The sequence below is a fragment of the Palleronia caenipelagi genome, assembly GCF_007004065.1.
Taxonomy (GTDB): domain Bacteria; phylum Pseudomonadota; class Alphaproteobacteria; order Rhodobacterales; family Rhodobacteraceae; genus Palleronia; species Palleronia caenipelagi.
The window spans coordinates 30,774-53,041 of sequence record NZ_VFSV01000019.1 but is presented as its reverse complement, the minus strand read 5'-3'; the positions used below and the strand labels follow the sequence as shown (position 1 = coordinate 53,041).

Below are 22,268 nucleotides of genomic sequence, written 5' to 3'. Positions count from 1 at the left end.
GGGGGCGCGTTACGGTCGGGCTACCTACAGCGATCGCGTACATCAGATGCGTGGCACAACAGGAGAGAAATTATATGGATCGTCGTTCCTTTCTTCGCACCTCTGCTCTGGGCGGGTCTGCCGCTGCGGCCTCTACGCTGGCGGCGCCTGCTTATGCGCAGGGCAAGCGCACCCTGACCATGGTGACCACGTGGGGCCGGGGTCTGGCCGGTGTGCACGACTCGGCCCAGTACGTCGCAGATCAGATCACCGCCATGTCGGACGGTATGCTGACCGTGGATCTGAAGGCTGCGGGCGAGCTGGTCGGTGCGTTCGAGGTGTTCGATGCGGTGACCTCCGGTCAGGCGGACATGTATCACGGCGCTGACTATTATTTCGTCGGTCAGCACCCGGGCTACGCGTTCTTTACCGCGGTGCCCTTTGGCATGACCGCGCAGGAGCTGGTGAACTGGTACTATTTCGACGGCGGCATGGACCTCCATGACCAGCTGGGCGAGATTTTTGGACTGAAATCCTTCCTCGGCGGCAACACGGGCGCGCAGGCGGGTGGCTGGTTCCGCAACGAGATCAATGGCCCCGATGATTTCAACGGCCTGCGCTTCCGGATGCCGGGTCTGGGCGGTGAGGCTCTGGGCAAGCTTGGCGCGTCGGTGCAAAACATCCCCGGCGCCGAAGTGTATCAGGCTCTGTCCTCCGGTGCGATCGACGGGACCGAGTGGATCGGACCCTGGGCGGATGAAAAGGCCGGCTTCCAGGAAATCACCAAGACCTATTACACCGCTGGCTTCCATGAGCCGGGCGCGGGTCTGTCGGTGGCGACGAACCGGGAGGTGTTTGACAGCCTGACACCGGCCCAGCAGGCGATCATCAAGTCGGCCTGCCTTGAAGGCCACCAGTGGAACCTCGCTCAGTTCCTGAGCAATAACGGTGCCGCCCTTCAGCGCCTGCAGGCGGGTGGCGTGCAGATCAAGGAATTCCCCGACAGCGTCTGGGAAGCCTTCGGTCAGGCCTCTGCGGAGACCCTCGACGGCTATATGGATGACCCGCTCTATGCGGATATTCGCAACTCTGCCATGGAGTCGATGAAGAAGTCTTCGGGCTGGATCCAGCGCTCCGAGGGGACGTACCGGGCGCAGCGCGACCGCGTCCTCGGTTAAAAAAACATGTGGCATCCCCGGCGCATTCGCCGGGGTGCCCTCACGTCAAAGCCGAAATTCCGTAACGTCTCACGCGACGAAGGTTTCTCGCACCGCACATCCGCCGATACGCTCTCCCCATTGTTTATCGAAAGCACGCATGTTGGTGCAGAGGAGAGAGATGATGGATCGCCGTACATTCATGACCAGGACCGCGTTGGGCGGATCGCTTGCGGCCTCGACCCTGGCGGCTCCGGCCTATGCGCAGGGCAAACGTACCCTGACCATGGTGACCACCTGGCCGCGCGGATTTGCCGGCGTCCATGACGGGGCGCAGTTCGTCGCTGACCGCATCACGGCGCTGACCGACGGTCAGCTGACGATGGATCTGAAAGCTGCGGGCGAGCTGGTCGGGCCATTCGAGGTGTTCGATGCCGTCACCTCGGGACAGGCAGATATGTATCACGCCGCCGACTATTACTTCGTTGGTCAGCACCCGGCCTATGCGTTCTTTACCACCGTGCCCTTTGGCATGACCGCGCAGGAGCTTACCACCTGGTACTATCAGGGCGAGGGGCAGGCGCTGCATGATAAGCTGGGGGAGATCTTTGGGCTGAAATCCTTCCTCGCGGCCAATACCGGCGCGCAGACCGGGGGATGGTTCCGCAAGCCCATCGAGGGCCCGGAGGATTTTCAGGGGCTGCGTTTCCGCATGTCAGGGCTCGGCGGTCAGGCGCTGGGCAAGCTCGGCGCCTCCGTGCAGGTGATCCCCGGCTCCGAAGTCTATCAGGCACTCTCGTCCGGCGCCATCGACGGGACCGAGTGGATTGGTCCCTGGGCGGATGAGAAGGCCGGTTTCCAGGAGGCCGCGCCGTATTACTACGTGGCGAGCTTTCACGAGCCGGGACCGGGTGCGTCGGTGGCGTTCAACCGGGAGGTCTATGACAGCCTCACCACGTCTCAGAAACAATTGGTCGAGACGGTGTGTCAGGCGGCGAACGGGTGGGGGCTGGCTCTGTTTGACGCCAACAATGCCGCCGCGCTGGCCCGCTTGCAGGCGGGCGGCACGCAATTGATGGAATTCTCCGACGATGTCTGGGACGCGTTCGCCAAAGCGTCCATGGAAACGCTCGACGGGTACATGGATGATCCACTCTTTGCCGAGATCCGCACCTCCATGACGGACTCCATGAAAACCACGGCGGACTGGATTTCCCGTTCCGAGCGCGCCTATCTCTCACAGCGGAACCGTGTTCTGGGTTGACCTCGCGCCAGATCTGTTCCCCAATCAACCCGGTTGGGGAACAGCATAAAAAGACCCGTCACCAATGACGGGCAGGGAGGCCATGTGTTCGACTTTATTGTCTGGGTGATACAGAATATCGCCCTCGCGGTCTGGAATTTCGGCTACGCGATCACCCATTTCAACACATGGCTGGACTGGTCGAACAAGGAAAGCCTAGTCCGCTTTATCTACTATGGCGGCTCGGTTGAATTTTTCTTTGTTGTTATGGTCTTCCTGATCGTTTTTACAGCGGTCGGCCTGTGGCAGAGACAGCTTCTGTGGGGCGCGGTCATCGGGCTCGAAGGCTTTGCCAATCTGGTCGGGCGGATCATCGCGTGGGCCGGATTGCTGATGGTGCTGCAACAGATCATCATCGTATTTTCCCAGCGGATCTTTGCGGCCTCCGAGATCGGGCTTGGGATCGGCTCCGTGGTCAGCTTCGACATCTCATGGTGGTCCGAAGAGCTGAAGCTCTACAACGCCGCCATCGTTGCCCTGTGCTGTGCCTACACATTCGTGCAGTCCGGCCATGTGCGCGTCGATCTGCTCTACGCGCCCGCCTCCTTTCGCACCAAACGGCTGATCGACATGCTGGGCGCCCTGTTTTTTATGATCCCGATGGCGACGGTGATCTGGATGTACGCCTGGTACTTCATGTGGCGCCATCTGGTGACGCCCAAGGTCTCTGCCTCGGACAAGCTGGAGCTGATGCTGCGCAAGGCCTCGATCCTGCGCTGGAACGTAGAGACGATTGGCTTTTCGCCCAATGGCTTCAACGCGTATTTCCTGTTCAAGGTGCTGCTGGTGGCGTTTGCGGGGATGGTGTTCCTGCAAGCCATCGCGGTGTTCTACCGCGCGCTTCTGGAGCGCAGCGAAGGCGAAGAGTCCGAGAACAGATATAAAGACCGCGATGCGCTCGATGAGGGCGCCGTCGAAGGCGGACATTAAGAGGGAACGACAGGCATGCTCTTTGGTCTCGACGGGGTCGAAATCGGTCTCATCATTGTATTTCTCTGCCTGTTTGGCGGGATCCTCTCGGGCTTTCCGGTGGCCTTTGCCATTGGTGGCGCGGCTCTGGTGTCGTTCGGTATTATCGCGGCACTCGACAGCGCCGGGCTCCTGATCCATCAGGCGGTGGACCCGGGCTCGGACGCCTACCGCGCGCTGGTGGCCAGTGGCGAGCAGGCAATCAACATTTCGAAATTCCGCTACCCGGAATTGCCGCTCGTGGCCGAGCCGCTCTTTCAGGGTGGCTGGCAGATGGCGGTGGACCGGAACCTGTCCTTCATCGTGAACCGCATCAACGAGCGCGTGCTGGCGGGTCAGTCCATCGAGACGCTGCTGGCCGTTCTCATGTTCGTGCTGATGGGCATCACGCTGGAGCGCTCCCGCATCGCCAATGATCTGTTGACCACCATGGCGCGGGTCTTTGGTCCGCTGCCGGGGGGGCTTGCCGTGTCGGTCGTGGTCGTCGGCGCTTTCCTCGCGGCCTCCACGGGAATCGTCGGCGCGACTGTTGTGACCATGGGCCTCCTGTCTCTGCCAACCATGCTGCGCAACAATTACTCGCCGGAACTGGCTACCGGGGTCATCGCGGCCTCAGGCACATTGGGCCAGATCATTCCGCCCTCCATCGTCATCGTGCTGTTGGGCACGCTGGCGGGGGATCTCTATTCGACCGCGCAGGAAACCCGAGCCATTTCCGTGGGGTGCCCCGATGCGCTGACCTATCTGGGGAAGGCAGCCGTGGTCTCGGTGGGGACGCTGTTCCAGGCGGCGCTGTTGCCGGGGATCTTCCTTGCGTTGCTCTACGGCCTCTACGCCTTTGGTTACGCGCTCTTTAATCCTGAGAAAGCCCCGCCGGTCACTGTCGAGGGTGGCACGGGCGAATATGTCACCCGCAGCGAAGCCTTCACATGGTATCTTGGCGTGCCCACCGCGCTGATCGCGGCCATGTTCCTCGCTGGCTCTGTCGGTCTGATGGGATCCCAGAACGTGACAGTCTCGTCCTACTCGGAGCGCGGCGAAGCAGCGTCTCTGCGCACCAATGTGGGTGAGCAGTGTCAGGCGGCGATGATCGAGCTGCACGGCCAATCGGCTTGGGATCAGGCCGTGGCCGAGCAGGAGGCGATCACCGCAGCCGGCGGCCTCAGCGACTCCGTCGAGCTGACCGAGGACGAACTCGCCGCCAAGCAGGCGAAGGCCATCGATGACGCAGCCCCCATCGGCACCGGCATCGGGATCTTCGTCCTGATGGTGGCGCTGGTGCTGTCGGTCGCTCGCGGTGTCGCTCCGTTTGACAGCTTCCGCCCGCTGGCCATCGGCGGGCTTGGCATCGTGCTGGCCCTGCTGTCCGACATCCTGTTCATCACGCCCAACACCTCACCCGGAGGGGTCACGCTGATCCTCGCGATTCCGACGGTGCTGATGCTCTGGGGCCTGACAGCGGCGTCGGCGCGGCTGGCGCGCAATGACCTGATCCGCGTGGTCTTCCCGCCGCTGGTCCTGATCGTGGCAGTGCTGGGTTCGATCCTCGGAGGCATCACGAACCCGACGCCGGCCGCGGCATTGGGGGCGGGCGGCGCGATCATGCTCGCGGCTTTCCGCCGCCTCAAGGATGAGGGCAAGTCCGGACGTGTGATCATCGCGACCGCGCTGGCCATTGTCGTGATGATCCTCATCGGGGTGAATTTCGATCTGCGCGTCACCGTCGAAGGCGTCAAGACCGAGCAGTGGCTGGCCTATCTGGTGGCGCAGGCCTGCTATCTCTTTGCCATATTCGGTCTGCTCTACTCCTGCGTGGTGCTCTGGCTGGGTGGCGTGCTGACCCCTGTGATCCGCGAAACGGCGAAGGTCACCAGCATGGTCTTCACCATCCTCATCGGTTCGCAGCTCCTGAACCTTGTGGTGATTTCTTTCGGCGGAGAACACTACATCCAGTCCTTCCTGCGCAGCTTTGACAACGAGCTGGTGGTTTTCCTGATCGTGATGGTGGTGCTGTTCTTCCTCGGCTTCGTGCTGGATTTTCTGGAGATTATTTACATCGTCGTGCCCATCGTCGGCCCGGTGATCTATGGTGGCACGATGGACCCGAAATGGGTGACGATCATGATCGCGGTGAACCTGCAGACGTCCTTCCTGACGCCGCCTTTCGGCTTTGCGCTGTTCTATTTGCGCGGCGTCGCTCCGGCCTCCGTCACCACGGGGCATATCTATCGCGGGGTGCTGCCCTTCGTGCTCATTCAGGTGGTGGGGCTGGCGATCCTCTGGGCCTTCCCCTCAATCGTCACCATTGTGCCGGATCTGTTCCCGAACTGACGCGGCTGAACCGGTGGGTTCCAACAGGTCCCACCGGTTGCTCCACGGGTCCCGCCAGACGGCGACCCTGCCATAGGGTTCCGTACGCGGTTCTTCTTCAAAGGTAATGCCGGCAGAACGCATCGCCTCATAGTCTCGCAGGAACTGATCCGTTTCCAGAAACAAGCCAACCCGCCCGGCGAACTGCCGGCCGATCAGGTCCATCTGGTCCGGGCTTTCCGCGCGTTCCAACACCAGCGCCGCGCCGCCGGAAGGGGGGCGAACGCGGACCCAGCGCTTTCGGCCCTGGTCGATGTCTTCGAGCAGTTGAAACCCAAGCGTGTTGACAAAGAATGCGATGGCCTCGTCGTAACCGGGGACGATCAACGCGATCGAGCCAAGCCTTTGCATCTAGTCGAAAGGCGCCATGATGTCGGGGAGGGTAAGTTTGGCCACCTGTTCCGCAACAGGTTCGGTCGACAGCGGGTGCATGGCGCTGTCATGGCTGTTCGGGTCGCCGATGTCCTGCCAACGCCCGCCTTTAAAGATCTCCAGCGGCGAGAACTTCGCTTTATAGGCCATCTTGGCGGAGCTGGGCACCCAGTAGCCGAGGTACACATAGGGCCGGCCCATCTGCCGCGCGATCTCGATATGATCCAGAATGACATATGTGCCGAGGGAGCGGCGGGACTGGTCAGGGTCGAAGAAGGAATAGACCAGCGACACCCCGTCATCCAGCACATCCGTCAGACAGACCGCAGTCAGGTCATTCTCTCCGCCGTCCCGGCGGCTATACTCGATAACGTGGCTTTTGACCGGAGTCTCCTCGATCATCGCCGCGAACTCAAATATGTCCATGTCGGTCATGCCGCCTTCGGAATGGCGGCTGTCCAGATAGCGGCGGAACAGCTCATACTGGTCTTCCGTCGCCCAAGGCGGATTGGCGTTCCGCTTCAGATCGATATTCCGGTTCAGGGTGCGACGTTGCGTGCGGGAGGGCTGGAAATCCGCCACCCGGATCCGCGCCGACATGCAGGCGGAACAATCAGCGCAGGACGGTCGATAGAGGACGTTCTGGCTGCGCCGGAATCCCTGCTTCGACAGGGCGCTGTTGAGCAGATTCGCCTGATCCCCCTGCAAACCGGTGAACAGTTTGCGTTCGATCCGATTGGCGAGATAGGGGCAAGGTTGCGGCGCAGTCACATAGAATTGCGGCGCTATGGGCAGGGTGTGGCGCATGTTCAGACGTCTCTCGTATCACAGACAGACTAGCTGACGAGGACAATCTGTCTACCCTCGCTTGTCTAAACAGCGAGGGAATTTTGGTGGACGGTCAGCGCCAGGTTGAAGTCCGGTTGATGGCGGCACTGCCCATAACGAGGTCCGTGAGCCCCTGTCCCCGTGCCGTGCCAATCATCAGGGCGCCGGAGATCAGCTGCGCCGGAAAGACCAGCACCGATGCGGTGTATCCGACCGTATGCAGCGCTGCTTCGCCAAAATCGAGCGGTTCGCCGTCGCTGTTGCGCAGTTCGACCGACATCAACCGCATCCCCGGTGTGGCCGACAGTCGGGCGATAGACGCGGTCCGGTAGGCCATGCCCACGCAGATGTAGAAGAGCGGGAAATAGAAGATCGAGGTGAACAGGGTCAGCGGTGTCAGCAAGAGCGACAGGGCGGTGATGCAGATCACGTCAATGACCCAGGCGAAGGCGCGCTTGGTCGTGGTGTCGCGGTAGAGATCCGCATGAGCGAAGGGATCGGGCAGGCCGGGTGTCATGGTCATCATCGTCTTGTGCCTCAGAAGGGGAAGCTCCCGCCCCGAGAGTATCGGAGCGGGCAGGGAGGGAAAAGCCAGGGTCAAACCTCGACGGCGATATCCTTGCGGGGCTGGCGCTCTTCCATGAACTGGTCGAACTCGGCCTTGTCGCGGGCCTCACGCAGGCGCTGCATGAACTCCTCGAACGCGGCCTGTTCCTCTTCGAGACGGCGCAGGGTTTCAGCGCGATAGGCGTCAAAAGCCGCGTTGCCGGTGGTGCTGCGGGGCGTACGAATCCGGGTCTGGGCGTGGCAGCTGCGGCCAGCAAATTTGTTTTGCCAGACCATGAAGGCCAGCAGTGCCAAACCGACGGGCCAGACGAAGATAAAGCCCAGCACCATGGCCGCGATCCAGGCGCCGCGACCGCGCTGATCCAGCCAGTCTTCGGCTCGGCGGAGAACGTTTCCGGCCGCAACCGGGGCATTCGTGGCAAAATCAGTCATATCTGTGCTCCTTGATGGGCGGTTAATGTGAATTCCTTTCACATCATCCAAAATGGGAACGTCACGTCGCCGCATCAAGAGGTAATGTAAAAAGATTTTACATAACCGTTGACTTGTTCATGATTTCAATAGTTTGGAAGGTTTCTAACAGCTTTGAGAATGTGGATAAATTGGGCAATGCGCTCCGGCGTTGCGTCGGCAAACCCGACCACGAGCCCCTTTAGAGGGACCACTTGACAGTGGTTCGACAGAGGGTTCGGCCCAAAACCCGCCTCCCGCAGCGCGGTAATGGCTGTTTCTTCGGACCATGTGTCGTCAAATCGGGCCGCGACCTGAACACCCCCATCGGGTGGCTCTGCCTCCACGCCGGGTAAGACCGCGAGGGCCGCAGCGAGCGCGCGGCCCCTCGGCTCGTAGATGCGGGCGATTCGAGCCAGTTGCGCCCGGTAACCTCCGGTGCGCATCATCTCGGCCAGCGCCCCTTGGGCGTGGATATTGGCCAGCATCCCCAGATTACGCTGGGCGCGGCGCAGCGGGTCCATCAGCGAGGCAGGGCCAACGAGCCAACCCAGCCGCAGCCCCGGAGCCAGCGCTTTCGAGGCTGAGCCCAGATAGATCACCTCGTCGCCGCGCGCCTCGGAGGCCAGCGCGGCGATCTCTTTGCCCCGCCAGTGAAATTCGCTGTCATAATCGTCTTCGAGGATGGTTCCACCGCTCCGCGCCGCCCAGTCCAGCAATGCGAGCCGGTGGGGTCGCGTCAGACGCACCCCCATGGGATATTGGTTGGAAGGCGTCAGATACAGCAGCCGTGCGGCGGCGGGGACCTCTTGCGGGTCGATCCCGTGGCGGTCGACAGGGACAGGATGTGGCGTCAGGCCCGCGCCGCCAAAGGCGATCCGGGCGCCCAGATGGCAGGGATCCTCCAGCGCTGCGAGATCACCCGGATCTGCCATGACGTGGGAGACCAGCGCGAGGGACGCCTGAGTGCCCGGAGTGATGAGGATCTGGTCGGGATCGACCTTGAGACCCCGGTCTGTGCCCAGCCGCTCGGCCAGAATGGAACGCAGGGCGGGCAACCCGTCCGTCTCGCCATAGGCAAAGGCCGGACCCTGTACCCTCCGCGCGACCCGGCGCAATTGCCGCGCCCAGTCATCCGCGGGAAAGGCCGCCTCCGATGGCTGGCCCGGCGCCATCATCGACCCGCCGCTCCGCCGCGGTGTCTCGGCCAGTCTGGCACCCCGCTCTGAGACGGTGCGCGTGGCTGTCACCGCGGGACGCGCAGTCGGCTGTTGCGCAGGCAGAACCTCGGGCGCCGCGCCCTGACGGATGGCCACGACGCCCTCCGCGCGCAAAAGATCATAGGCGGTGTTCACCGTACTGCGCGAGACAGCCAGTTCCTCCGCCGCGCGGCGGCTGGAGGGCAGGCGGGCACCCCCGTCCAGCCGCCCATCGCGGATCGCGGCGAGCAGGTCGTGATAGAGTTGCACGGCGAGCGGATCCGGCCGCTCGGGGTCGGGCGCGCAGAGGAGGGAGAGTAAAAGTGGTTTGGTCATATTGCAGGTAACTGGATCTCTTTTGAGACCAGTTGAGCGCGTAAAGAGGGGCTGTCAACTATTTTACTAGGAGCTGCCATGCCGCCCCGCTACGCCCGCGCCCGCAATCGGATGAGAGCGCGTTACGACATCGAGACCATCCACGCCATCCTCGACCACGGTCTGGTCGCCCATGTGGGATTCATCATCGACGACCGCCCAATGGTCATGCCCATGGCCTATGCGCGGATCGGCGATGAGATCCTCTTGCATGGCGCGTCGAAGACCCGGATCGCACGGCTCGACGCGGTGCCGGTCTGCATCACGGTGACCCGCCTCGACGGGATCGTGGCGGCGCGTTCGGGAATGCATCATTCGGTGAATTACCGCTCGGCGATGATCCACGGCACGGCGCGCCGGGTGGACGGTCCTGAGCTGGATACCGCGCTGGACGCCATCACCGATAATCTCCTGCCCGGACGGAGCGCCGAGGTCCGGCCCATGACGGCGCAGGAGCGCAAAGCGACGGGTGTCTGTGCGGTCGCTATAGAGCATGCCAGCGCCAAGATCCGGACGGGTCCACCGGTGGATGACGAGGCCGATCACGGGCTTGGGATGTGGGGTGGGGTTCTGCCAGTGACCACCGCGCTCGGGCAGGGTGTGCAGGACGCCCACACGCCCGATGGTGTCGCAGAGCCCGCCTCTTTCGCGGCGGCGCGACGCAAATTCGCCTGAGCGGGCCGGGGCAGGAGCGCAAAGGGCGCTTGACCTTGGCGCGCACTCGGCGATGGTCAGATCATGAGCCTGTCTGACCGCATCACCGCCTGTCCCCGCCCCCATGAACCCGAGCGCGCCGCCGAGACGCAGGCGCTGCTCGCGGACCTGCCTGCGCGCTTGCGCGACCTGTGTACCGGCGTCTCCGGGTGCAGTCCCTATCTGCGCGACCTGATGGCGCGGGAGGCGGATTGGCTTGCGGAAATCGCGGATCAGCCGCCTGAGGTCGCGTTGGAGGCCGAGCTGGGGCGTCTCGATGCCGAAGATGACCAGCTCGCAGGATCGCTCCGGCAGGCGAAATGCCGGGTCGCGCTGCTCTCGGCCCTTTGCGACTGCGGCGGGGTCTGGCCGCTGGAGGACGTGACTGGCGCACTCACCCGGCTGGCTGATAAGGCCACTCACGTCGCGCTGGTGCGCGAGGTCGGCGCCGAGATCCGGCGGGGTCGGCTGCCGGGCCGCGAGGGTGATCCCGTGGCGGGCGGCATGTTCGCGCTGGCCATGGGCAAGATGGGCGCATTCGAGCTGAACTACTCCTCCGATATCGACCTGATCTGCCTCTTTGACGAAGGGTATTTTGAGGCATCTGACGTGATGGAGGCGCGGTCGTCCTTCGTCAAAGCGACCCGTCGGGCCATGGCGCTTTTGTCCGAGACGCGCGAGGGTGGCTACGTGTTCCGTACCGATCTGCGCCTGCGGCCCAACCCCTCGGTGACGCCGGTCTGTCTGGGCATGGAGGCCGCCGAGCGCTATTACGAGAGCCTCGGACGGTCCTGGGAACGCGCCGCCCATATCAAGGCGCGGGTCTGCGCCGGGGATGCGGAGGCGGGAGCGCGGTATCTGGAGACCCTGCGCCCCTTCGTCTGGCGGCGGCATCTGGATTTCGCCGCTATCGAGGACGCCCATGATATCCGGCAGAAAATACGTGAGCACAAAGGGTTGACGGGCAAAGCTGATCTGCCTGGCCACGATATGAAACTCGGGCGCGGCGGCATCCGCGAGATCGAGTTTTTTACCCAGACCCGGCAGATCATCGCCGGGGGGCGGGATGAGAGCTTGCGGGTGCGGGGCACCGTTGAGGGGCTCGCGCGGCTCGCGGATGCGGGCTGGGTCGAGGCGGATGTGGCCCGGCAGCTGACCGACGACTACCGGGCGCACCGGACCATCGAGCACCGCTTGCAGATGATCGCCGACCGCCAGACCCACGCGCTGCCAGACGACCCGGCAGGATTTGCCCGGCTGGCAGATTTCTGCGACCGGGACGAGGCAGATCTGATGGCCGAGATTGCCGAGCGGCTCGACCGTGTGTCGGCGCTGACGGAACCGTTCTTTAAGCCCAAGGCCCCGCGTCCTGAGGGACCGGAGCTGAGCCAGAGTCAGCAGGAGATCGTCGATGGCTGGCGCGCGGTGCCCGCACTGCGCTCGACCCGCGCGCGGGAGATCTTCAAACGGATCCTGCCCGAGCTGCTCGCCGCGCTTCTGGCCTCGCCCGAGCCGGACAAGGCGATGTTGCATTTCGACGGCTTCATCCGAGGCCTGCCTGCGGGGGTGCAGCTCTTCTCGCTCTTCGAGGCAAATCCGGGGCTGTTGTCGCTCATCGCCGATATCTCGGCCACGAGCGAGGACCTCGCCACGTATCTTAGCCGCAACGCCGCCGTGCTGGATGCGGTGATCGGGGGCGCGTTCTTTGATGACTGGCCGGGATGTGCCGCGCTGGAGGCGGAGCTCTCGGATGTCCTGGCCAAGGCAGGCGACTACGAGCGGCAGCTCGATGCGGCGCGGAAATGGCAGCGCGACTGGCATTTCCGGGTGGGTGTGCATCTGCTGCGTGGCCTGACCGATGGGCGGCAGGCGGGTGCGCAATATGCGGACCTCGCCGAAGCGGTGGTGCGCGCGGTCTGGCCCGCCGTGATCGCGGAATTCTCCACCCGCCATGGCCCGCCTCCGGGCGAGGGGGCGATGGTGCTGGGGATGGGGGCGCTGGGGGCCGGATCGCTGACCACCCATTCGGATCTGGACGTGATCGTCATCTATGATGCGGACGGTCTGGAGGAGTCCGTGGGCAAGCGGCCCTTGCCCGCGCGGACCTATTATGCCCGCCTGACCAAAGCCCTCGTCACCGCTCTGAGCGCGCCCACAGGGGCGGGGCGACTCTACGAAGTGGATATGCGGCTCCGCCCCTCGGGCAAGCAAGGGCCTGTGGCGACGGCGCTGACAGGCTTTGCGAGCTACCAGCGCGAAGAGGCCTGGACCTGGGAGCATCAGGCCCTGACCCGCGCGCGGCCCATTGCCGGGCCGGAGCCGCTTTGTGATCGCGTTCTAGGGATTTGCCGGGAGGTGATCGCCTCCGATCAGGACCACGCGAAGCTGCGACAAGACACGCGCGAGATGCTGGACAGGCTGGCCGGCGCCAAGCCCGGCAGCGGCTGGAACGTCAAGGATGGCCCCGGCGGGCTTGCGGCCATCGAGCTGGTGGCGGCGATGCTTGGCCTCATGGCGGGGGCAGAGGCCCAGGCACCGGTGCCGCAGATCGAGGCTGCGGCTGAGGCCGGTTTGATCGGCAAACAGCAGGCTGCGGGGCTGGCGGCCAGCCACCGGGATCTGCGCGCCATTCAGGTGGCCATGCGGTTACTGTCGGAGGGCGCGCTGGACCCGGAGCGGATTGGCGCGGCAGGTGCGGCGGTGCTCTTGCGCGAAGGCCAGTCGGAGACTCTGGAGGCTCTGCAGGCGCGGTTGACGGAGATCCGCGCGGATGCGGCGCAGGTGATTTTGGAGATGTTGCAAGATGAAGGGTGATACCGCGGATCCCAAAGGGTTGATTTTTGAAGCGTTCCGGATCGATGGAATCAGCGAGGCGGAATGCCGGTCTGTCTTTCTCGACTGGGCGCTGTCACTGGGCGCTGATGTCTCCGCCAATGAGGCGATTGAGCTTCTGCTTGCCCGCTACTCGGATGAGCACATGGATCATCCCATGCTGAAGGTCTTGCGTGAGGGTATGGGTCGTGCCGAAGCGCCGAGAAGGCGCGGAGGAGGCCGGGCCCGGCGCGGGGATGGCTGAGACGGAACAAAAAGACCGGCGCGCTGTGGGGCGGGCCGGTCGATTTTGGCTGTTTGTGAACACAAAGAGGGGGTGGGTCCCCCCGAAGGCCGGTGTCAGCGCGGAAGCGCGGCGGCCTCGCGGGCCAGTGCGGTGATGCCGTCCCAGTCGCCGGTCTGGACCTTGTCCGAGGGGGCGACCCAGGAGCCGCCGACGCAGAGGGTATTGGACAGGCCGAGATAATCCGGCGCGTTGGCGAGGCTCACGCCACCCGTGGGGCAGAAGCGGATCTGAGGCAGAGGGGCGCCGATGGCCTTCAGCGCCTTCGCGCCGCCATTGGCTTCGGCGGGAAAGAATTTCTGCACCGTGTAGCCGCGTTCCAGAAGCCGCATGGCCTCGGTGGAGGTAGCAGCACCGGGCAGGAGCGGCAGTCCGGCCTCTTCGCAGGCATCGAGCAGGCGATCGGTGGCGCCGGGGGAAACGCCGAATTTGGCCCCCGCATCGACGGCGCGCTGCACATCCTCGGGAGTGAGGAGGGTGCCGGCGCCCACGGTGCCACCTTCGACCTTTGCCATCTCGGCGATGACGTCGAGAGCAGCGGGCGTGCGCAGGGTGACTTCGAGGGCGGGCAGGCCTCCGTCCACCAATGCTTGTGCCAGAGGCTGGGCGTGGGCGGCGTCATGGACGACGAGGACGGGCACGACGGGGGCGAGGCGACAGATGGCCTCGGATTTCTGACTGGCTTCTTGGGGCGTCATGGATGTTGCTCCGGTATTCTGGGGTCAGACGACGACGGCGGCGCCGGTATCGGCGGTGCCCACATTCTGGCGGAAAGCGGCGAAAAGTTCGCGCCCGATGCCGTGGCCGTTGCCGCTGAGATCGCGGGTCACGGCCTCGCGGGTGGCAAGATCGACACCGACCGCATCGACCGTGCCAGCTTTAGCATCCACGCGGATCACGTCACCGTCCTGAAGTTTGGCGATCGGGCCGCCATGGGCGGCTTCGGGGGCGAGGTGGATGGCGGCGGGGACTTTGCCGCTGGCACCGGACATGCGGCCATCGGTAACGAGGGCCACGCGCAGGCCACGATCCTGTAGCACGGCCAGCGTTGGGGTCAGGGAGTGCAGCTCAGGCATGCCGTTGGCGGACGGTCCCTGAAAGCGGACCACGACGACCGTATCCGAGGTAAACTCACCCGCCTTGAAGGCGGCTTTGACGCTTTCCTGATCCTCAAAAATGCGGCAGGGGGCTTCGATGACGTGATAGTCTTCTTTGACCGCAGAGACCTTCATCACCGCCTGACCGAGATTGCCGGTCAGATTGGCCAGACCGCCGGTCTTCTGGAACGGATCGGTGGCAGGGCGGAGGATCTTGTCGTTCTGGGTCTCGCGGGGGGCGGTTTCCCAGATCACGCCATCGCCCTTGAGCTTGGGTTCCTTAACATAATCTTTGAGACCGTCGCCCATAACGGTGGTGCTGTCGGCATGCAGAAGGCCTGCATCAAGGAGCTCACCGATCATGTAGGTCAGACCGCCCGCAGCGTGGAAGTGGTTTACGTCGGCGAGGCCGTTCGGGTAGACCTTGGCCATCATCGGCGTGGCGGCGGAAATCTCGGCGAAATCCTCGAGTTCCAGCAGGATTCCGGCGGCGCGGGCCATGGCGGGCAGGTGCAGGATCAGGTTGGTTGAGCCGCCCGTGGCCATCAGCCCCACGATGCCGTTCACAAAGGCCTTTTCGTCGAGCACCTGCGCGGCGGGGCGGTAGTCGTTGCCCAGCGCGGTGATCTCGGTGGCGCGGGTGGCGCCCGCGACGGTCAGGGCATCGCGGAGCGGCGTGTTCGGGTTCACAAAAGAGCTGCCCGGCAGGTGCAGGCCCATGAACTCCATCAGCATCTGGTTCGAGTTTGCGGTGCCATAGAAGGTGCAGGTGCCCGGGCCGTGATAGGAGGCCATCTCGGCCTCCATCAGCTTGTCCCGGCCCACTTCGCCGGTGGCAAACTGCTGGCGCACCTTGGCTTTCTCGTCATTGGGCAGGCCGCTGGTCATGGGACCCGCAGGCAGGAAGATCGCCGGGATGTAGCCAAAGGTGGCAGCCGCCATGACGAGGCCGGGAACGATCTTGTCGCACACACCGAGATAAACGGCGGCGTCAAAGGTGTTGTGGCTGAGCGCGATCCCGGTGGCCAGAGCGATCACGTCTCGGGAGAAGAGCGACAGCTCCATGCCGACCTGCCCTTGGGTGACGCCGTCGCACATAGCGGGCACACCCCCGGCGACCTGCGCGGTGGCCCCGGCGGCGCGCGCGGCGTCCTTGATCAGTGACGGAAAGCGTTCATAGGGCTGATGGGCCGACAGCATGTCGTTATAGGCGGTCACGATCCCGATATTCGGCATCCGGCCGGTGGCCAGATCGTTCTGCTGGTCGCCCATGGCGGCATAGGCGTGGGCCTGATTGCCACAGGTGAGATGCGCGCGGCGGGGACCTTCCTCGGCGGCCTGTTGCATCCGGTCGAGATAGGTCTGGCGGGTGGATTTGGAGCGTTCGGCAATACGGTCGGTGACGCGGGCGATACTGTCCTGCAGGGGCATGACGACTCTCGTTAACTTCGTTCGCGGGCCACCTAGCATGTTACTGTTAGCGATACCAGAGGGGGTTTCGCTTTTCTCAGGCGCGGTTTCGGCCTATCGGCGGTCCATGACCGAGACTCAGCGCCCCACCATTCGTCTGATGCCCAAAGCGAAACCGCAGGCGATCCGCCACGGCTTCCCCTGGGTTTACGCCAACGAAGTCGTGACCGACCGCCGCACCCGGGCTCTCGCGCCGGGCAGCCTGGCGGTGCTCGAGGACGCAGAGCGGCGGCCCATGGGGCTCGTCGCCGTGAACCCGGAGTCGAAGATTATCGCCCGGATGCTGGATCGGAACGCTGAGGCGGAGATCGGTGTGGACTGGTTTCGGGCGCGGATCGGTGCGGCGCTGGCGCACAGGGAGCGGCTCTACGATCAGCCCTTCTACCGGCTGGTTCATGCGGAGGCGGATGGTTTGCCGGGGGTGGTGATCGACCGCTTTGGCGAGGCTGCCGTGATCCAGCCCAACGCTGCCTGGGCTGACCTTCTGCTGGAGCCGCTGGTCGAGGCGCTGGTCGCGGAGACCGGGGTTCAGACGGTGGTAAAGAATGCCAGCGGGCGGGCGCGCGGGCTCGAAGGGCTTGACGACGCGGATGCCGTTCTGCGGGGCGGGGTTGAGGGTCCGGTGCCGGTTCAGATGAACGGCGCGACCTACATGGCGGATCTGACCGGTGGGCAGAAAACCGGGCTCTATTTCGATCAACGGGAAAATCATGGCTGGATGGCGCGGCTTGCGCCGGGATCCCGCGTGCTCGACGTGTTCTCCCATGTGGGCGGTTTTGCCCTCGCGGCTCTGGCGGGGGGTGCGGCGGAGGCGATGGGCGTGGATGGCTCTCGCGCGGCGCTCGATCTGGCGCAGGCGGGCGCGGAGGCGAGCGGCTTTGGCGACCGGTTCACAACACGGCAGGGCGACGCTTTTGCGACGCTGGAAGCGTTGGGATCCGAGGGCGCGCAGTTCGACGTGGTGATCTGCGATCCGCCCGCCTTTGCCCCGTCGAAAAATGCGCGGGACGCGGGGCTGCGCGCCTATGAGCGGATCGCGCGGCTCTCGGCGCCGCTGGTCGCGCCCGGCGGCTATCTGGCGCTCTGCTCCTGCTCCCATGCGGCCGACCTGACCGCCTTTCGCAACGCATCCGCGCGCGGGATTGGCAGGGCCGGCCGTCGTGGACCGATCGTGCATACCGGCGCGGCCGGACCCGACCATCCGGTGTTGCCGCAACTCGCCGAGACCGGCTATCTGAAGATGGTCGTGTTCCGCCTGTGAAGGTCTTTCTCGACGCCTGCGTGCTTTACCCGACGGTCCTGCGCGAAATCCTGATGGGTGTGGCCGGGGCAGGGGCGTTTCAGCCGCAATTCAGCCCCCGCGTGCTGGAAGAATGGGCCGGGGCAGCGGCCCGGTTGGGACCTGAAGGCGAGGCGGTGGCGCGGGGCGAGATCGCTTTGCTGCGCAGCCAGTGGCCCGGTGCCGAAGTGCAGCCGCGCGAGCGGGATCTGGCGCGGCTCTGGTTGCCAGACGCTAACGACGTGCATGTTCTGGCCGGGGCAATTGTCGGGGGCGCCGACGTACTTTGCACCTTCAATGCAAAGGACTTTCCCCGCCGCACACTCACTGAGGAAGGGATCGAGCGGCTCGACCCCGATCAGCTTTTGGGACGGCTGATGCCGGGGCATCGGCCCGCGATTGCGGAGGTCGTAGCCCGGGTCCATGCCACCGCGGAGCGACTGTCAGGCGAAGAAATCCCGCTGCGCGGCCTGCTCAAACGCGCGCGGCTGCCGAAACTGGGAAAGTCGCTTAGGCCTCAGGACTGAAGCCATTTTCGCTCATTGGCCTCGATGGCGGCGATCCGCTCGGCGGTTTTAGGGTGCGACAGAAGCCATGCCGGCGTGCCGCCCGGACCCCCGGTCAGATGCTCCAGTTTGTGAAACAAGGACTTTTGCGCCGCCGTGCCGATCCCGGATTTGATCAGCAGGGCCGAGGCATAAGCATCGGCCTCATATTCATCCCCCCGCGACAGACGCGCGGCCAGCAGGGCCGCCAGACTGTTGGCGATCAGCACGCCCACGCCCGGCAGAAACCGTCCGAGCACCATCGCCATGGCCGTACGCAGGGCATTCTGGCCGGAAAAGTCGATCATCCGCCGCCGCGAATGTCCCAGCGCCACATGGCCCAACTCATGGGCGATGACCGAGGCCATCTCTTCGGCACTGACCTCGCCGCTGCGGTAGCGCTCGTAAAACCCCCGGGTGATAAAGATCCGACCGTCCGGTGCCGCGAGGCCATTGACCTGCGGGATGTCATAGAGATGGACCTTGACCCTCGGCAAATCGAGAGCGGCCGCCATGCGATCTGTCATCTCCTTGAGCCCCGCATCGGCCAGTTCTGCCGAGCGGGCGTCCAGTTCACGGATCGTCCGCCAACTGGAAAAGACATACATCACCAGCGCGTAGAGGATGGCGAGGAGGATCGGCGAGAACTTCAGCATATGTGAGAAATGGGGTGTGCTGCATTTGTGCGCAAGCGCTATAATGAGCTCTTTTGTCTCCAAAAAAGGGGAACTTTTGACGCGGGGGATGTTTCTCCCATTGGCGGGGGCGAGAGTCGTGCCGGTCAACGTAACATAGGGGACAGATATTTATGGCGACAGAATCTGTATCGGGCGGCCTCGACCCGATCTCTGCCGTGGCGCTGGTGGGTGTACTCGGCGTCGGTGCGCAATGGTTGGCTTGGCGGCTCAGGATGCCTGCCATCGTTTTGATGCTCGTCGCCGGCGTGATCGTTGGCCCCGTTTTGGGGATCTTCGACCCGGCACGCGATATCGGACCGTTCTACAAGCCGATGATCTCCATCGCGGTGGCGATCATTCTGTTCGAGGGCGGGCTGACGCTGAACTTCCACTCGCTGCGGGATGCGGCGACCGGAGTCAAGCGGCTGGTCTATGTCGGCGCGCCGTTGGGCTGGCTTCTGTCAACTCTCGCGCTCCATTACGCGGCGGGCCTGAGCTGGGAAACCTCGGCCGTGTTCGGCGGTCTCATGATTGTCACCGGCCCCACCGTCATCGCGCCGCTTCTGCGCACCGCCCGCCTGTCGAAGCGTCCATCTGCCTTGCTGCAATGGGAAGCGATCGTGAACGACCCGTTCGGTGCGCTGGCGGCGGTTCTGGCCATGCAGGTCGTGTACGTCGTCCACACGTCTGAGGGCGTGGCTGCGGCGGCGACACATCTGGTGATCGGTATTATCGCGGCGCTGGTCCTCGGCATCGCGGCGGGGGCGCTGGTCGCGTGGGCGTTCAGCCGCGGCAAGGTGCCGGAATACATGAAGGTGCCGGTGCTGTTCGTCCTGGTGCTGGGCTGCTTTGCCATCTCCAACAAGATCCTGCACGAATCGGGCCTGCTGGCCGTGACCGTCATGGGCATGGTGATCGCCAATGCAGACCTCCCGTCCTTCGCCGAGCTGCGCCGGTTCAAGGAGCACGCGACACTTCTCCTCGTTTCGGGCGTGTTCATTCTGCTGGCCGCCGGTCTCGATGTCTCTGCGTTGGGCAACCTGAGCTGGCGCGCGGCGTTCTTTATTATTGTCGTGGTCCTGCTGGTGCGTCCGCTGACGGTGCTTCTGTCGCTGATGGGCACGGACATTCCGAAGAACGAGAAGATCCTCGTGGCCACCACCGGCCCTCGTGGGGTGGTGCTGATATCGGTCGCGGGACTTTTTGCTTCGGCGCTGATGGACGCAGGGGTCGAGGATGGCAACCTGCTGAACCCGCTGGCCTTCGTGCTCGTGGCGGCGACGGTTGTGATCCATGGCTTCACCCTCGCACCTGTCGCCAGGTATCTCGGCGTGACCGCTGCGCGGCGCCCCGGTGTTATCCTCGTGGGCGGCTCCGACTGGACCACGTCCCTGGCCGAGACGCTGAAGAAGGCGGAAATCCCGGTGCTTATCGCCGACGACAACCGCGCGCACCTGCGCAAGGCGCGGGATGCGGGGATCGAGACCTTCTATGGCGATATTCTGTCGGAAGAAGCCGAGCTGACCCTTGACATGAATGCCTATAAAATCGTGGTCGCCGCGACCGATAACGATGCCTACAACACGCTTGTGGCGGGTGAGATGGCGCCGGAATTCGGTCGGGAGCACGTGTTCCAGGTGGCGCGCGACGTCAGCGACACGCGCCGCAAGAACCTGCCTCCGACCATCGGCGGTCAGGAGGTTATGCCGGATGCCACCTATTCCAAGCTGAACAAGCTGATCTGGAAGGGCTGGACCTTCCGCATCACCAATATTGGCGAGGAATACACCATGGAAGCCTGGCGCCAGGATCGTCCTGATGCGGTGCTGATGGGCTATCTCGATGAGGATGGAGAGATCCACCCGGTCGAGGATGACGACGGCGTTCCCAGCGGCAAAGGCACGCGGGTGCTGGCCATGGTGCCCGAAGGTCAGGGTGGCCGGAACGGCGCAAAAAACGGAGGCCAGCCGGGCAACGTTGACGCCTAGGACCGCGAGGGCTAGGAGGGGCGGGTTCCACGAATTCAGGCCCTGATATGAACCTCTTTGCCCAGATGCGGTCCCGGGTGCTCGACGCCCTGTCCCAGATGATCTCCGATGGCGTACTGCCGGACGGGCTCGACTTTGCCAATGTGGCGGTCGAGCCCCCCCGCGACGCGGCCCACGGAGATATGGCAACCAACGCGGCCATGGTGCTGGCCAAACCGGCAAAGATGAAACCGCGTGACATCGCCGAGGCGCTCGCTGAGCGGCTCGGCTTGCTGGCTGAGGTCGAGAGCGCCACCGTCGCCGGGCCCGGCTTTCTGAACCTGCGACTGGACCCGTCGATCTGGGCAGACCTCGTCCAGACCATTGTAACGACACCCGAATATGGGCGCTCCGACATGGGGCAGGGCGGAAAGGTGAACGTTGAGTTTGTCTCCGCCAACCCCACCGGACCCATGCATGTGGGTCATACGCGGGGCGCCGTGTTTGGTGACGCGCTGGCAAGCCTCTTGTCCTATGCCGGATATGAGGTGACGCGGGAATACTACATCAACGATGGGGGCGCGCAGGTCGATGTGCTCGCGCGCTCCGTTTATCTGCGGTATCTTCAAGCCCATGGGCAGGAGGTCGAGTTTCCCGAGGGGACCTATCCGGGCGACTACCTGATCGGCGTCGGCGAAGCCCTGAAGGAAAAGGTTGGCGATACCTATCTCGACAAGGGCGAGCAGTTTTGGCTCGCCGATGTGCGGGAATTCGCGACCGAGGCCATGATGGAGATGATCCGCGGCGATCTGGCCGCGCTTGGTGTGACCATGGACCGGTTTTTCTCCGAAAAATCGCTCTACGGGACCGGGCGGATCGAGGGGGCTTTGGCCGAGCTGGACGGTAAGGACCTGATCTATCGCGGCACGCTGGAACCGCCCAAGGGGAAGCTGCCAGAGGACTGGGAGCCGCGTGAGCAGACCTTGTTCCGCTCCACCGCCTATGGCGATGACGTGGACCGGCCCGTGCAGAAATCGGATGGCGCCTGGACGTATTTCGCGCCCGACATCGCGTATCACTGGGACAAGATTGAGCGGGGGTATGACCAGCTCATCGACGTGCTCGGGGCCGACCATGGGGGCTACGTCAAGCGGATGAAGGCCGCCGTAGCCGCGCTGTCGGATGAACGTGTGCCGCTGGATGTGAAACTCTGCCAACTGGTGAAGCTCTACAAGAACGGCGAGCCCTTCAAGATGTCGAAGCGGGCGGGCACCTTCGTCACCCTGCGTGACGTGGTCGAGGAAGTGGGCGCAGACGTGACCCGCTTTGTCATGCTGACGCGGAAGAACGATGCGCCGCTGGATTTCGACTTCGCCAAGGCGATCGAGCAGTCGAAGGACAATCCGGTCTATTATGTCCAGTACGCCCATGCCCGGTGCCGCTCGGTGCTGCGCAAGGCGGAGGCTGCGGGTATCACCGCCGCCTCTCCCGTGCTGACCGACGCGGCCGAGATCGACGTTGTCCGCGCGCTCGCCGAATGGCCGCGCGTCGTGGAGATCGCCGCCCGAACCCATGAGCCGCACCGGATCGCGTTTTACCTCTACGACCTGGCCCAGAGCTTCCACGCCTTGTGGAACCGGGGCAACGATCGGCCCGAGCTGAGATTCTGGCAGGAGGGCGATGCTGGGTCGACGGCGGCGAAGATCCTCTTGCCGCAAGCGGTTTCCGTTGTGATTTCTGCAGGTCTTGGTATTCTTGGCGTAACCCCGGTCGAAGAGATGCGCTGACCCAACAGCGTCGGACCTGGGCGGTGTTGAGGCAGAGCAGAGGCGAAAGGCGGCGGTAAAACGGCGTCT

General features: G+C 64.1%; 19 protein-coding genes. 11 read left to right on the top strand and 8 right to left on the bottom strand.

Annotated features, from left to right (window positions below; all coding sequences use genetic code 11):
- The first annotated feature begins 74 nt into the window (after positions 1-74).
- From FEV53_RS11775 to FEV53_RS11760, 4 genes are all read left to right on the top strand, one after another.
- Complete coding sequence (locus FEV53_RS11775) at positions 75-1,157, top strand: TRAP transporter substrate-binding protein (protein ID WP_142834997.1); 1,083 nt, start codon at positions 75-77, stop codon at positions 1,155-1,157.
- Between the two features lie 163 nt (positions 1,158-1,320).
- Positions 1,321-2,400, top strand: coding sequence for a TRAP transporter substrate-binding protein (locus FEV53_RS11770; RefSeq protein ID WP_142834996.1), 1,080 nt, complete (start codon positions 1,321-1,323; stop codon positions 2,398-2,400).
- Between the two features lie 84 nt (positions 2,401-2,484).
- Positions 2,485-3,369 (top strand): TRAP transporter small permease subunit, encoded by an 885-nt coding sequence (locus FEV53_RS11765; RefSeq protein ID WP_142834995.1) that lies wholly within the window; start codon positions 2,485-2,487, stop codon positions 3,367-3,369.
- A gap of 15 nt (positions 3,370-3,384) precedes the next feature.
- Positions 3,385-5,739 (top strand): TRAP transporter large permease, encoded by a 2,355-nt coding sequence (locus FEV53_RS11760; RefSeq protein ID WP_142834994.1) that lies wholly within the window; start codon positions 3,385-3,387, stop codon positions 5,737-5,739.
- Here the strand turns inward: FEV53_RS11760 and FEV53_RS11755 are convergent.
- The 5 genes from FEV53_RS11755 to pdxR all read right to left on the bottom strand — a co-directional run bounded on the left by FEV53_RS11755 (position 5,701) and on the right by pdxR (position 9,530).
- Positions 5,701-6,129, bottom strand: a complete 429-nt coding sequence (locus FEV53_RS11755) for a VOC family protein (RefSeq protein ID WP_142834993.1) — start codon at positions 6,127-6,129, stop codon at positions 5,701-5,703. The two genes, FEV53_RS11760 and FEV53_RS11755, sit on opposite strands and share 39 nt — an antisense overlap.
- A complete protein-coding gene (locus FEV53_RS11750; RefSeq protein ID WP_142834992.1) occupies positions 6,130-6,957 on the bottom strand; it encodes an arginyltransferase in 828 nt (275 codons plus the stop codon).
- Between the two features lie 94 nt (positions 6,958-7,051).
- Entirely contained in the window at positions 7,052-7,504 is a 453-nt protein-coding gene (locus FEV53_RS11745) for an RDD family protein (RefSeq protein ID WP_142834991.1), read from the bottom strand.
- A gap of 71 nt (positions 7,505-7,575) precedes the next feature.
- Positions 7,576-7,977 (bottom strand): DUF2852 domain-containing protein, encoded by a 402-nt coding sequence (locus FEV53_RS11740; protein ID WP_142834990.1) that lies wholly within the window; start codon positions 7,975-7,977, stop codon positions 7,576-7,578.
- A gap of 125 nt (positions 7,978-8,102) precedes the next feature.
- Positions 8,103-9,530 (bottom strand): MocR-like pyridoxine biosynthesis transcription factor PdxR, encoded by a 1,428-nt coding sequence (pdxR, locus tag FEV53_RS11735; RefSeq protein ID WP_142834989.1) that lies wholly within the window; start codon positions 9,528-9,530, stop codon positions 8,103-8,105.
- 78 nt (positions 9,531-9,608) lie between these two features.
- On the opposite strand from pdxR, the gene FEV53_RS11730 reads away from it, so the two are divergent.
- The 3 genes from FEV53_RS11730 (at position 9,609) to FEV53_RS11720 (ending at position 13,338) form a co-directional block, all read left to right on the top strand.
- On the top strand, positions 9,609-10,244 hold the full coding sequence (locus FEV53_RS11730) for a pyridoxamine 5'-phosphate oxidase family protein (protein ID WP_142834988.1): 636 nt from the start codon (positions 9,609-9,611) through the stop codon (positions 10,242-10,244).
- A 63-nt stretch (positions 10,245-10,307) separates the two neighbouring features.
- Positions 10,308-13,076 (top strand): bifunctional [glutamate--ammonia ligase]-adenylyl-L-tyrosine phosphorylase/[glutamate--ammonia-ligase] adenylyltransferase, encoded by a 2,769-nt coding sequence (locus FEV53_RS11725; protein ID WP_142834987.1) that lies wholly within the window; start codon positions 10,308-10,310, stop codon positions 13,074-13,076.
- On the top strand, positions 13,066-13,338 hold the full coding sequence (locus FEV53_RS11720; RefSeq protein WP_142834986.1) for a hypothetical protein: 273 nt from the start codon (positions 13,066-13,068) through the stop codon (positions 13,336-13,338). Before FEV53_RS11725 ends, FEV53_RS11720 begins: the two co-directional genes overlap by 11 nt.
- Positions 13,339-13,433: 95 nt before the next feature.
- Here the strand turns inward: FEV53_RS11720 and eda are convergent, their stop codons facing one another.
- Entirely contained in the window at positions 13,434-14,075 is a 642-nt protein-coding gene (gene eda, locus FEV53_RS11715; protein ID WP_142834985.1) for a bifunctional 4-hydroxy-2-oxoglutarate aldolase/2-dehydro-3-deoxy-phosphogluconate aldolase, read from the bottom strand.
- A 24-nt stretch (positions 14,076-14,099) separates the two neighbouring features.
- Positions 14,100-15,905: a phosphogluconate dehydratase gene (edd, locus tag FEV53_RS11710; RefSeq protein WP_142834984.1), complete on the bottom strand. Its 1,806-nt coding sequence runs from the start codon at positions 15,903-15,905 to the stop codon at positions 14,100-14,102.
- A gap of 106 nt (positions 15,906-16,011) precedes the next feature.
- Between edd and FEV53_RS11705 the strand changes: the two genes are divergently transcribed.
- Together FEV53_RS11705 and FEV53_RS11700 are read left to right on the top strand one after the other, a co-directional pair.
- Positions 16,012-17,205 (top strand): RSP_2647 family RNA methyltransferase, encoded by a 1,194-nt coding sequence (locus FEV53_RS11705; protein WP_142834983.1) that lies wholly within the window; start codon positions 16,012-16,014, stop codon positions 17,203-17,205.
- Complete coding sequence (locus FEV53_RS11700; RefSeq protein ID WP_142834982.1) at positions 17,202-17,750, top strand: RSP_2648 family PIN domain-containing protein; 549 nt, start codon at positions 17,202-17,204, stop codon at positions 17,748-17,750. Before FEV53_RS11705 ends, FEV53_RS11700 begins: the two co-directional genes overlap by 4 nt.
- Here the strand turns inward: FEV53_RS11700 and FEV53_RS11695 are convergent.
- On the bottom strand, positions 17,741-18,424 hold the full coding sequence (locus tag FEV53_RS11695; protein WP_142834981.1) for a M48 family metallopeptidase: 684 nt from the start codon (positions 18,422-18,424) through the stop codon (positions 17,741-17,743). The two genes, FEV53_RS11700 and FEV53_RS11695, sit on opposite strands and share 10 nt — an antisense overlap.
- Before the next feature lie 152 nt (positions 18,425-18,576).
- Here FEV53_RS11695 and FEV53_RS11690 point away from each other — a divergent pair, with 152 nt between their 5' ends.
- Both FEV53_RS11690 and argS read left to right on the top strand, forming a co-directional pair.
- The gene (locus tag FEV53_RS11690; RefSeq protein WP_142834980.1) at positions 18,577-20,433 is read left to right on the top strand and encodes a cation:proton antiporter; all 1,857 of its coding nucleotides are present in this window, start codon (positions 18,577-18,579) and stop codon (positions 20,431-20,433) included.
- A gap of 47 nt (positions 20,434-20,480) precedes the next feature.
- Positions 20,481-22,199 carry an arginine--tRNA ligase gene (gene argS / locus FEV53_RS11685; RefSeq protein WP_142834979.1) on the top strand — a complete coding sequence of 573 codons (1,719 nt, stop codon included), beginning with the start codon at positions 20,481-20,483 and terminating at the stop codon, positions 22,197-22,199.
- Positions 22,200-22,268: the final 69 nt, after the last annotated feature.

Bases quoted from the DNA above. Each gene is read 5' to 3' on its own strand.
- FEV53_RS11705 (WP_142834983.1), top strand. From the start codon at position 16,012: ATGACCGAGACTCAGCGCCCCACCATTCGTCTGATGCCCAAAGCGAAA.
- FEV53_RS11730 (WP_142834988.1), top strand. From the start codon at position 9,609: ATGCCGCCCCGCTACGCCCGCGCCCGCAATCGGATGAGAGCGCGTTAC.
- FEV53_RS11775 (WP_142834997.1), top strand. From the start codon at position 75: ATGGATCGTCGTTCCTTTCTTCGCACCTCTGCTCTGGGCGGGTCTGCC.
- pdxR (WP_142834989.1), bottom strand. From the start codon at position 9,530: ATGACCAAACCACTTTTACTCTCCCTCCTCTGCGCGCCCGACCCCGAG.
- FEV53_RS11760 (WP_142834994.1), top strand. From the start codon at position 3,385: ATGCTCTTTGGTCTCGACGGGGTCGAAATCGGTCTCATCATTGTATTT.
- FEV53_RS11720 (WP_142834986.1), top strand. From the start codon at position 13,066: ATGAAGGGTGATACCGCGGATCCCAAAGGGTTGATTTTTGAAGCGTTC.
- edd (WP_142834984.1), bottom strand. From the start codon at position 15,905: ATGCCCCTGCAGGACAGTATCGCCCGCGTCACCGACCGTATTGCCGAA.
- FEV53_RS11745 (WP_142834991.1), bottom strand. From the start codon at position 7,504: ATGATGACCATGACACCCGGCCTGCCCGATCCCTTCGCTCATGCGGAT.
- FEV53_RS11695 (WP_142834981.1), bottom strand. From the start codon at position 18,424: ATGCTGAAGTTCTCGCCGATCCTCCTCGCCATCCTCTACGCGCTGGTG.
- eda (WP_142834985.1), bottom strand. From the start codon at position 14,075: ATGACGCCCCAAGAAGCCAGTCAGAAATCCGAGGCCATCTGTCGCCTC.
- FEV53_RS11770 (WP_142834996.1), top strand. From the start codon at position 1,321: ATGGATCGCCGTACATTCATGACCAGGACCGCGTTGGGCGGATCGCTT.
- argS (WP_142834979.1), top strand. From the start codon at position 20,481: ATGAACCTCTTTGCCCAGATGCGGTCCCGGGTGCTCGACGCCCTGTCC.
- FEV53_RS11750 (WP_142834992.1), bottom strand. From the start codon at position 6,957: ATGCGCCACACCCTGCCCATAGCGCCGCAATTCTATGTGACTGCGCCG.
- FEV53_RS11740 (WP_142834990.1), bottom strand. From the start codon at position 7,977: ATGACTGATTTTGCCACGAATGCCCCGGTTGCGGCCGGAAACGTTCTC.
- FEV53_RS11690 (WP_142834980.1), top strand. From the start codon at position 18,577: ATGGCGACAGAATCTGTATCGGGCGGCCTCGACCCGATCTCTGCCGTG.
- FEV53_RS11755 (WP_142834993.1), bottom strand. From the start codon at position 6,129: ATGCAAAGGCTTGGCTCGATCGCGTTGATCGTCCCCGGTTACGACGAG.
- FEV53_RS11725 (WP_142834987.1), top strand. From the start codon at position 10,308: ATGAGCCTGTCTGACCGCATCACCGCCTGTCCCCGCCCCCATGAACCC.